The 9,542-nt window shown below is 53.7% G+C and carries 7 protein-coding genes and 1 pseudogene; 5 read left to right on the forward strand and 3 right to left on the reverse strand.

Annotation, left to right across the window (positions count from 1 at the left end; translation table 11 throughout):
- The 3 genes from QNK41_RS00770 to QNK41_RS00780 form a co-directional block, all read right to left on the reverse strand.
- The coding region (locus tag QNK41_RS00770; protein WP_319252749.1) for an ABC transporter permease at nt 1-1,204 on the reverse strand (1,204 nt) is incomplete at its 3' end.
- Complete coding sequence (locus tag QNK41_RS00775) at nt 1,191-2,195, reverse strand: HlyD family secretion protein (protein ID WP_319252751.1); 1,005 nt, start codon at nt 2,193-2,195, stop codon at nt 1,191-1,193. The genes QNK41_RS00775 and QNK41_RS00770, both read right to left, overlap by 14 nt.
- On the reverse strand, nt 2,192-3,616 hold the full coding sequence (locus tag QNK41_RS00780; protein ID WP_319252753.1) for a TolC family protein: 1,425 nt from the start codon (nt 3,614-3,616) through the stop codon (nt 2,192-2,194). The genes QNK41_RS00775 and QNK41_RS00780 overlap by 4 nt, the downstream gene beginning before the upstream one ends.
- 224 nt (nt 3,617-3,840) lie before the next feature.
- Here QNK41_RS00780 and QNK41_RS00785 point away from each other — a divergent pair.
- From QNK41_RS00785 to QNK41_RS00810, 5 genes and pseudogenes are all read left to right on the forward strand, one after another.
- A pseudogene (locus tag QNK41_RS00785) lies at nt 3,841-5,545 on the forward strand (response regulator); the annotation flags it as partial.
- A gap of 3 nt (nt 5,546-5,548) precedes the next feature.
- A complete protein-coding gene (locus QNK41_RS00795; protein WP_319252755.1) occupies nt 5,549-6,964 on the forward strand; it encodes a sigma-54 dependent transcriptional regulator in 1,416 nt (471 codons plus the stop codon).
- A 217-nt stretch (nt 6,965-7,181) separates the two neighbouring features.
- Nucleotides 7,182-7,586 (forward strand): hypothetical protein, encoded by a 405-nt coding sequence (locus QNK41_RS00800; RefSeq protein WP_319252757.1) that lies wholly within the window; start codon nt 7,182-7,184, stop codon nt 7,584-7,586.
- A 31-nt stretch (nt 7,587-7,617) separates the two neighbouring features.
- Nucleotides 7,618-8,493: a YitT family protein gene (locus QNK41_RS00805; protein ID WP_319252759.1), complete on the forward strand. Its 876-nt coding sequence runs from the start codon at nt 7,618-7,620 to the stop codon at nt 8,491-8,493.
- Nucleotides 8,494-8,563: 70 nt separating this feature from the next.
- Nucleotides 8,564-8,932 (forward strand): ferritin family protein, encoded by a 369-nt coding sequence (locus QNK41_RS00810; protein WP_319252760.1) that lies wholly within the window; start codon nt 8,564-8,566, stop codon nt 8,930-8,932.
- Nucleotides 8,933-9,542: the final 610 nt, after the last annotated feature.

Genomic DNA, 9,542 nt, shown 5'->3' on the forward strand with positions numbered 1-9,542 from the left:
ATGGCCTTCCCCAGTAACGGCTGTCGGTCATATAGCGTTTGAGCAGGGGGGTGAGCAAAAGCCCCAGCAGAACGAAACCGCACAGAAGGAGCATGTCAGGGGCAGAATCGGCGAGATCGGCGCCGCGGAAGGTCTGCTCCAGGAAAACGTGCAGGTAGTGGGTCAGGGGCAGCAGGTTGCTCCATGCTTTTGCCAGGGCGGGCATGCCGGTCTGGGGAAACGTCAGTCCGACAAAGGCGAAGGCGGTCCCGGCATAAAAGGACGCGGCGCTGAGTGCCATGCGCAGGCTCGGGTTGAGCACCACCAGGATGAGCCCGCAGGCCTGGCCGGCCAGGATCAGCAGGATGGTGGCCGAGACCAAGCTGACCAGGGAGCCGCGCAGTGGCAGGCCAAAGCCTTTGAGGATCACGGCCAGCATGACCAAGCCTATCAGGCCGAAGGTGACGAAGTAGACCGCCAATTTACCGGCCATCGCCCGCCAGACACTGCCGCCGGCGGTATCGAGCCATTGCCGGGCGGTTCCGTTCTTGAGTTCTTCGCCCATGGCCAAGACGATGGTCATGATGACAAATATTTGCAGAAACGTCGGGCACAGGGCTGCAGCCAGAAAATACAGGTAGTTGAGTTGGGGGTTGAAAAGCACGTGCCTGTCAAGGTTGACGGGCTCCAGGTGGGCACGGGCGGCTTCGCCCATTTCACCACGGCGCAGGCGGGACTGGTAGTTCACCCCGGCCGAAGCGGTGGCCACAGTGGCGCCAAGACTGCTGGAGATGATGCTGCCGGGCAGGAGCATCTGTGCGTTGTAGTATCCGATCACTTCCCCGCCCAGTCCGCGTTTGATATCCCGCTCGAGTCCGCGGGGCATGATGACCACGGCATACGCCAGCCCGCGTAGTAACAGGTCTTTGGCGGCGGCTGGGTCGGCCGGTTGATAGGCCACTTTCATGATAGCGGTACTATCGATCAAGCGGGACAGTTGGCGGGACAAAGAAGAGTGGTCCAAATCGACCACGGCTACAGGCAAGTCTCGAGGGTACTGGTTAAAGAAAAGCCCCCAGGCCAAGGCAAAGGAAATCAGAGGCAGGACTATCATGAGCATGGCATAGCGGGGCTGCCTGTGAATACGGCCGAGTTCCCGGCGGGTTACGGCCCGGATTCCGGTGGGCCGGTCCGGGGCATGGCGATGGCGGTCATTTGCGGTCATGAGGCAGGTCCGTCAACGGCACGATGACGCTCATGCCCGGCCGAAGGCCGTCGACGGGCTCGACCGGGCGGGCACGGACTTCAAACGTCTTCAGGTCGAAACCGCCGGAGGCGCTGGTGGCTCGCCAGGTGGCAAAATCACCCAGGGCTGCAATGTAGCTGACTTTGACGTTGAATTTCTTTTCGCCCAATGCAGGGACACGGACCTTGAAGGTTTCGCGCATACGCAATCCGGCCAAGTTGTCTTCGCGTATATTGAAGGTGACCCACACATCGGTCAGGTCCAGGATCGTGACGATCGGATAGCCGGGGCTGACCAGTTCGCCTGGGTCGGCCAGGACGTGGACGACTTCGCCGCCGATGGGCGCGTCAAGACGGGTTTCGCTCAGGTAGCTTTTCGCTTCGCTGACGGCACCGCCGGCCTGATCGACCAACGCAGAAGCGGATCTTCGATCTTCTTTGCGGGTCCCTTCCTGCGCCATGTCATATTGGGACTGGGCGGCAGCGGCGGCTTCTCGGGATGCTTTCCACTTGGCTTCGGCCTCGTCGCGGCGCTGTGCCGGGACCACGCCGTCGGCGTAAAGCCTTTCGATGCGGAGATAGGTTTTTTCTGCCAGATCGGCAGCTTCTTTAGCCTGCAACCACAGGTTCATTGCCGCCTGGACTTCCTGCCGCCGGGCCCCTGCGAAGGCCTTGTCGCGCTGGGCCCCTGCGGCCTGTTCGGCGGCCGAGGCCTGGCGAAGCCTGGCCCGGAGTTCGGGGATATCCAAGTCTAAGAGATGGTCGCCCTTTTCAACGGATTGGCCTTCCTTGACCCAGACGGTGGAGACCCGCCCGGCGATTTTAACGGCAAGGTCGACCTGAGTGGCGTCAACTTCGCCCTGGATGAATTCAACCGGAGGCTCCCGGAGAAACCAGGTGAGCCCGCCGACCAGAACAAGTAGTATGATGAGCCCTGCGATGGGCTCGACGAAAGCGTGTTTGGATTTCATTTTTCCACTTCCATTTGCGCCTCGGCCAGGTACCGGGGAAAGTCTTTTCCCTGGCCGCTGGCTTCCAGCAACTGCGCCAACGCGATGTCGAAAGCATATGCCGCGCGCAACCGTTCCACTTCGGCAGCGGATAGGGACAGTTGGGCATCGACCACCTCTATTGAAGTGGCCAGGCCTTCTTCGAAGGCCCGTTGGCGGGCGCGCAGGTTTTCGTCGGCAAAGTTCATAGACGCTTGCAAGGCGTCGAATTGTTCACCGGCCTTCATGAGTTCCTGGTACTTGGAGGAAACCAGAGTTTCCAGGTCCCGGACCAATTTTTGTCGCATCAGCCCGGCCTGTTCTTCCAATTTTTGAGCGGCGTGGATCCGATTGGGCCGGGCCAGACCGTCGAACAAGGTGAAGTTGAGACCGGCTCCCACGGCCCAGGCGGGTTCTAAAACGGTCAAGTCGTTTTCATAGAGCTCACGGATACCGAAGAGGTAGATTTCCGGAGCGTAGGCAGCTTTTTCGGCGCGAAGATTTTCGTGAGTCTGGTCCTTGATCGCGTCCAGCTGCTCCAGGGCCGGATGGGTGTCCCGGGCTTGTCTTAAAAAGTCATCAACAGGTTCAAGTGCAGAGACCAAAAAAAGTGGGGTCGTGGGCGTGACCGGTTCATCTGATGATAGAACGTTGGCCAGGGCCGTGTGTGCCAGTTCAAGATCACGACGGGAGGCTTTTAATTCTCGGTCGGCCTGGGCTTGGGCCACCTGGGCATGGAGCAATTCGGTCCGAGCGATGAAGCCTTCCTCATACATGCGGCGAGCCTCAAACAGGTGCAGATCCAGGGCATCTTTGGCTTCAGCGCGGATCCGAACAACCTGGTCCGCCAGGCGGACGGCAAAGTAGACGCGGACCAGGTCGGAGGTCAGGGTTTCGGTGGTTCGGCGCAGCCTGGCATTGGCCTCACGCGTACCGGCTTCGGCAGCAGCATTGGCAGCGGTGATACGTCCCCCGGTGAACACAGGCCAAATCATGTTCAGTTGAGACGTCATGAAGGTGTCATCTTGAATGGGTTCTTTAAAGGAAGGAACCGCCGCTGCCGGGACAGTCGGGTGCAGGGCCAGGATGACGTCCCGGATGGGATTGAGATCAAGGTAAATCGGGTCATCTAAACGGGTCACGCGACCAGATAGGGTGATTTTAGGAAAGTAAAGCCCCTGTGCGGCTTTGGCTTCATACTCGCGCCGCTCGGTTTCGGAATAAGCGGCCTTGACGGATTCGTTGGCAGAGAGCATTGCCTTGAGTGCCTGGTCGAAGGGCAGGTCAGCGGCCTCTACGGAAATGGTTAGGCCGGCCAGGACGAAGACAATGCCAAGAACGATTTTAGGAAATAAGCCCCGGTCCGGTCGCTTGACCAAGTATGCTGAAAGTTGAATAACCATAGATACGCAACACAAGCAACGAACGTGCCACTATCAGCGGGCGGTTGTAAAAGTGAAATATCGAGGTCCGCTTGCGTCCTAAAGCCATCCTGCTAGGGTTGTGTTGCTTCTTTTCTTTTTGATATTATTGTACTTTCCTTAAATTTACGATAAATTGCCGATCTGCTCATCAAACGCCCTTTTTAACGGAGATCCAATTGGCATCATTACGTAAAACGAATCGTGTGCTAAGAACACTCAGCGAATGCAGCCACACGTTGATCCGTGCCAAGGATGAATTGGAACTGATGAAGGATATCTGCCGGATTGTGGTTAACTATGGCGGATACCGTTTGGCCTGGGTTGGATTTGCCGAAGACAACAAAGAAAAAAAAGTGCGGCCGATAGCCTATTGGGGATACGAGGAAGGTTATCTGGAATTGCTCAACCTCACCTGGGCCGACACCGAACGGGGGCGAGGGCCAACCGGCAGCGCTATCCGAAATGGTGTACCGAGCGTTTTTCAGAATATTCTTACCAACCCGGATTTCGGATTCTGGCGAGAAGAGGCGCTTAAAAGGGGATATGCGTCAGCTGTTGCGCTGCCGTTAAAAGAAGAGGGTAAAACGTTCGGTGCACTCAGCATCTGTGCCGCAGAGCCTAATGCCTTTGACAAAAATGAGCTTAGGCTGCTTGAGGAACTCGCCGACGATCTGGCCTTTGGAATCATCACCATCAGGATGCGAACCGAGCGCGAACAGCTCAGGAAAGCATTGCACCAATCCCAGAAAATGGAGGCAATCGGAACGCTGGCCGGTGGGATTGCCCACGATTTCAACAATATTTTGGGAGCGATCATCACCTGCAGTGAAATCGCCCTTGACGACCTCCCCGACGACCATCCGGTACATGAAGATCTCGATCACATCCTCAAGGCCGGTTGGCGGGGAAAAGCCCTGGTCAAACAGATTCTTTCCTTCAGCCGAACCGGTGAACTGGAGCGACAGCCGGTCCAGCTTCACAGCCTGGTCAAGGAATGTCTGAACCTGCTGCGGACCTCCCAGCCATCGACCATCGACATTCGCCGGCGCTTACCCGTCGATACAGGCAGTGTTCTGGCCGATCCCACCCAAATTCACCAGGTAATCATGAATCTTTGTACCAATGCCGCCCAGGCCATCGGCAAGCATGCGGGGGTACTGGAGGTGAATATTGAGCCCGTGACCCTTAACACCGAAACGACGGCCAAGTCCATGAATCTTCCCGGCGGATCCTATTTGAAACTGACGGTCAAAGATAGCGGCCACGGTATGGCACCGGATGTTCAGGCACGGATATTCGACCCCTTTTTTACCACCCGGAAAAAAAAACGGCGGTACCGGCCTGGGGCTTTCGGTGGTCTACGGCATCATCAAGCGCAACGGTGGGGCTATCAGCGTTGACAGCACACCGGGCGACGGGACGGCTTTCCACGTGTTTTTGCCCCGAATCGATCCGGTAGATGCAATTGCCGACGCGCCGCCGAGCGAAAAAGTGAACGGCGGCACGGAGCGCATTCTGCTCGTTGACGATGACCCCGAGCTTCGCTATGCTGCGGTTAAAATGCTTAAGGCGCTTGGTTATGCGGTCCAAACGGCAACAACCGGTATCGAGGCCCTGGCGGTTCTCCGATGGAACCCCGGGCAATTCGATCTGATCATCACGGATCAGACGATGCCCCAGATGAAGGGCACCGAACTGGCGGCACGGATTTTAAACACCTGGCCCGGAACGCCGATCATTCTATGCAGCGGGTATCAAACCGATCCCCAAACTCTCCAAACGGCAGCGCTGGCGGGCGATTTGGGTATTCGTTTCTTTATACAGAAACCATTCACCCGGACAGAAATCGCCGGGGCGATCCGTGCCGCCCTGAAAAATGGCACTGAAAAACCGACACAGGAACGCTAAGCTATGGCCAAAATCCTCATTATCGACGACGACGAAAATATCTGCTACGCGCTGTCCCGACTTGCCCGGCAAATGGACCATGAAGCCGATTGTGCGGCCACCCTGAAGGAAGGTCTGGAGAAAGCAAATTATGAAGACGTGGACGTTGTATTTCTGGATGTCCAGATGCCTGATGGTAGCGGGCTGGACGTATTACCGCAACTTCAGGCCTCTTCCGGGGAACCTGAAGTGATCATCAGTACCGGATACGGTGATGCCAACGGGGCCGAATTGGCCATCAAAAGCGGCGCCTGGGATTACATCGAAAAATCGTCCTCAGCCAAAGCGATTCGCCTTTCTCTCTCTCGTGCCCTGCAATACCGGAAGGAAAAGAAAACCGCGGCGGTGGCCAATACCGTGATGGCCCTACGGCGTAAAAACATCATCGGCGACAGCCCTCAAATCCGCGCCAGTTTGGACATGGTGGCCCAGGCAGCCCTGAGCGATATCAACGTGCTGATTACCGGTGAAACCGGCACCGGCAAGGAGTTGTTCGCCCAGGCCATACATAACAACAGTGCACGCGCGAACGGCAGTTTTGTCGTGGTGGATTGCGCAGCCCTGCCCGATACGCTGGTGGAAAGCCTGTTATTCGGCCATGTCAAAGGCAGCTTCACCGGTGCCGATAAAGATCGCGAGGGATTGATTCGGCAGGCTGATGGGGGGACGCTGTTTCTGGACGAGGTGGGTGAAATGCCCCTTGCACTTCAAAAGGCATTTCTACGCGTTCTCCAGGAGCATCGCTTCCGCCCCGTCGGCAGTAAAAGCGAAGTTAAAAGTGATTTTCGTCTGGTGGCAGCCACCAATCGCCATCTTGAAACCATGGTGACCGAGGGGACGTTTCGCAACGATCTGCTATACCGCATCAGCGCCTTTGCACTCGATCTGCCGCCCTTAAAGGCGCGACATTCCGACATCAAAGCGCTGGCCAGATTTCACACTGACCGTCTCTGTGAACGCATGGGCATCGCCCCCAAGGGTTTTTCGCCTGATTTTTTTGATATCCTGGCGGCCTACTCCTGGCCGGGAAACATCCGGGAACTGGTTAACACTCTGGATCGCTGCCTGGCTGCAGCCCGCTATGAGCCGACCTTGTTTCCCAAGCACCTGCCGCCGAACATCCGCATCCAGGTGGTCCAAAATTCTTTAGATCATCCCCATCAGCCGACAGAAGCGCGTCCGACGGGCACCTATTTTAAAGAGCTGCCGCCGCTGCAGGATTTCCGTGAAACGATCTATCTCCAAGCCGAACGGCAGTATCTGGCCGATTTAATGGATCTGACCGCCGGCGATATCAAAGCAGCCATCCGCATATCCGGTCTGTCCCAATCCCGCCTGTATGCCCTGCTCAAAAAGTACGATATCACTAGACCCTCATAGTCATCCCGGCCCCCCCACTGATTATTCCTGCCTGGCAGTAAACTTTCCCGCACGTCAGGAAAATAGTGTCACCATACGATAATCTTCATCGTTCGATTGGTAGGCTATGCTCTCTTTTTGCCCCATGGCCCGCCTGATCAGACTTCTAAAGATTTTTGGCACAGTTGATGCTGTACCAGGGTACAAGCAGGTCAACGCATCTTAGAGGTAAGGTCACATGGAGATCATTTTATATCGGAACACAAACGTCGCCGGCAATTTCGAGGAAGCCATTCGCGCTTCGTTTCCTCAGATTACGGCATATACATCCATGACGTCCTTTTGCACGCGACTTCGCCATACGCCGGCCCAGAGTGCAATCATTGTTTTGGCTGCTGCAGACGAACAGGAATTGACGACGCTCATATCTTTCCGGCACCTGATCGAGGATTCCTCCATAGTTCTGATTTTACCGATCAAGGAGTCGGTTTTACTGGCCAAAGCCCACAAGCTCCGCCCGCGCTTTATCGGCGATTTGGAAAGCGGTGCCCATGAGGTAATCGCCGTCATTCAAAAAATGCTGTCCCGAGAAGTTGAATTGAAAGAAGCAGAAATTGGAAACGACTCTGTCGGGTTCCATTGAAAAATTAGTGGAGGAATAAATGGAGTTGGTAATGAAAACTATATCGAAAAAGGCTGTTTCACACCCGATAGGACAAGTGCTATTGAACCTGTTGCTGCTCACCCTGGGCAGTATGTTATGTGCGATGGCCATCAATGGGATTCTTATCCCCAATGGATTTCTCAGTTCAGGTCTTACGGGTCTGGTCCTCATTCTGCATTACCTGTTTCCTTTCCTGCCGGTTGCAGCACTCTATTTTCTCTTGAACGTGCCTGTTTTCATCCTGGGTTGGAAGTTTGTGGGACGACGGTTTTTCTTTTACAGCATAGCAGGCATGACGATTTTTTCGGTTTGCCTGGCGTGGGCCCATGCATCGTTTCCGGTTCAGGATATGCTTTGCAGTGCGTTGCTGGCAGGAATCCTTTCCGGTGTTGGAGGGGGTATCACCTTGAAGTCTCTGGGATCAGCGGGCGGGACGGATATTCTATCGGTAGCCCTGCTCAAGCGGTTTTCCGTTCGTATAGGAACCACGACCCTTGCTTTCAACTGTATTGTGTTGCTGGCAGGCGCTTTGCTTTTTCCGCTGGAAAAAGTGCTTTATACCTTGATTTATATCTACGTATCCACCCGCATTCTCAATCTGGTGATCACCGGGTTGAGTCAAAGAAAGGCGGTAATGATCGTATCCAACCTTGGCGAAGCGATATCCCGCAAGATCCTGGAGGATATCAAACGAGGTGTGACAGTTCTACGCGGTCAGGGCGCCTATTCGGGACGGGATGAAAAAGTCCTATATACCGTGGTTAATTTCAGAGAGCTGGCTCGGGTAAAACAACTCATCCGCCAGATGGACCCCCAGGCCTTTGTGGTGGTCAGCGACACGCTGGAAGTGATGGGGCAGCGGATTGGTAACCAGCCCCAATATTAGGCAAGTGAACTTTCGATAGGATCAATAGAGTTTAAACTCTACTGAAAATAAAATTAAAAAGGAGTGTGTAATGACAACAAAAGAGACATTGACAGCTTTGGAGATAGCGAAGATCGCATGTGACATTGAAACTGATGGCTCGGACTTTTACAGGGCAGCTGCAAAAGCCTCTACAGATAACGAAGCAAAAAAACTTTTTAATGAACTGGCCCATAAAGAAATCGAGCATTTAACCGCGCTTCGGAATATGTATGAGGAGCTTGACGAAAGAATAGGCGGTTCTCCGATTGATTCTTTATATCTGTTCGATGATACACTTACCCGTTATCTCAAAGTCATTTCAGAGGGAATGATTTTTCCCCGCGGGGCGGAAGCTAAAAAATGGTTTTCCCAACTCCATGATATTAATGATATTATTAAATTTACGATCGAAGTGTAAAAAAGCACTGTTCTTTTTTTCATGGATATCTTATCTTGTGACGCTGTTGTTTATAGTCAAGAGATGATTAAAGATATCATAAGAGCGGAGAAATCTTATATTGTCTCTTTAAGCAGCATGCTAAAGCGATGAAAAAAAGGTCAATCTAAAAAAAATGTCACCTTGAAAGTGACAAAAAGTGATTTCCGGCATTGTTAATACATGGTTGATATGGATGTAATCTGTACTTTTTTACCCACTAATATTGTTTGGGTTACTTGCCATCAAATTTAACTATCAAGGATCATATCAAATTTGCATTTAGCAACTGGATATCATAGGCTTATCTTGGGCATCCTGCCCAGATAACAAACCCTTTCACAGAAGGAGGTAGGCCATGAAACTGTCCAAAGCAGCCAAAATCTGGATCGATTACCACAAGACCCATTCTAAAAAAAAATACGGTCCGATCCTACCGGGCCATCATCGAGCGGTATATCCGGGAATTCGGTGATGGTCACGTTGATCAAGTCAACCCGGAACTCATCCTCACATTTCTGAACCTCCTCACCTAAGGAAACAAACCTTACACCAAGCGGATCCGCTTTTACCAAATCTATACATTTTCAAT

Origin of the sequence: Desulfosarcina sp. (assembly GCF_033791525.1) — a bacterium.
Taxonomy (GTDB): Bacteria; Desulfobacterota; Desulfobacteria; order Desulfobacterales; family Desulfosarcinaceae; genus Desulfosarcina.

Excerpts from the sequence above, each read along its gene's own strand:
- QNK41_RS00795 (WP_319252755.1), top strand. The coding sequence starts at position 5,549 with ATGGCCAAAATCCTCATTATCGACGACGACGAAAATATCTGCTACGCG.
- QNK41_RS00780 (WP_319252753.1), bottom strand. The coding sequence starts at position 3,616 with ATGGTTATTCAACTTTCAGCATACTTGGTCAAGCGACCGGACCGGGGC.
- QNK41_RS00800 (WP_319252757.1), top strand. The coding sequence starts at position 7,182 with ATGGAGATCATTTTATATCGGAACACAAACGTCGCCGGCAATTTCGAG.
- QNK41_RS00810 (WP_319252760.1), top strand. The coding sequence starts at position 8,564 with ATGACAACAAAAGAGACATTGACAGCTTTGGAGATAGCGAAGATCGCA.
- QNK41_RS00805 (WP_319252759.1), top strand. The coding sequence starts at position 7,618 with ATGAAAACTATATCGAAAAAGGCTGTTTCACACCCGATAGGACAAGTG.
- QNK41_RS00775 (WP_319252751.1), bottom strand. The coding sequence starts at position 2,195 with ATGAAATCCAAACACGCTTTCGTCGAGCCCATCGCAGGGCTCATCATA.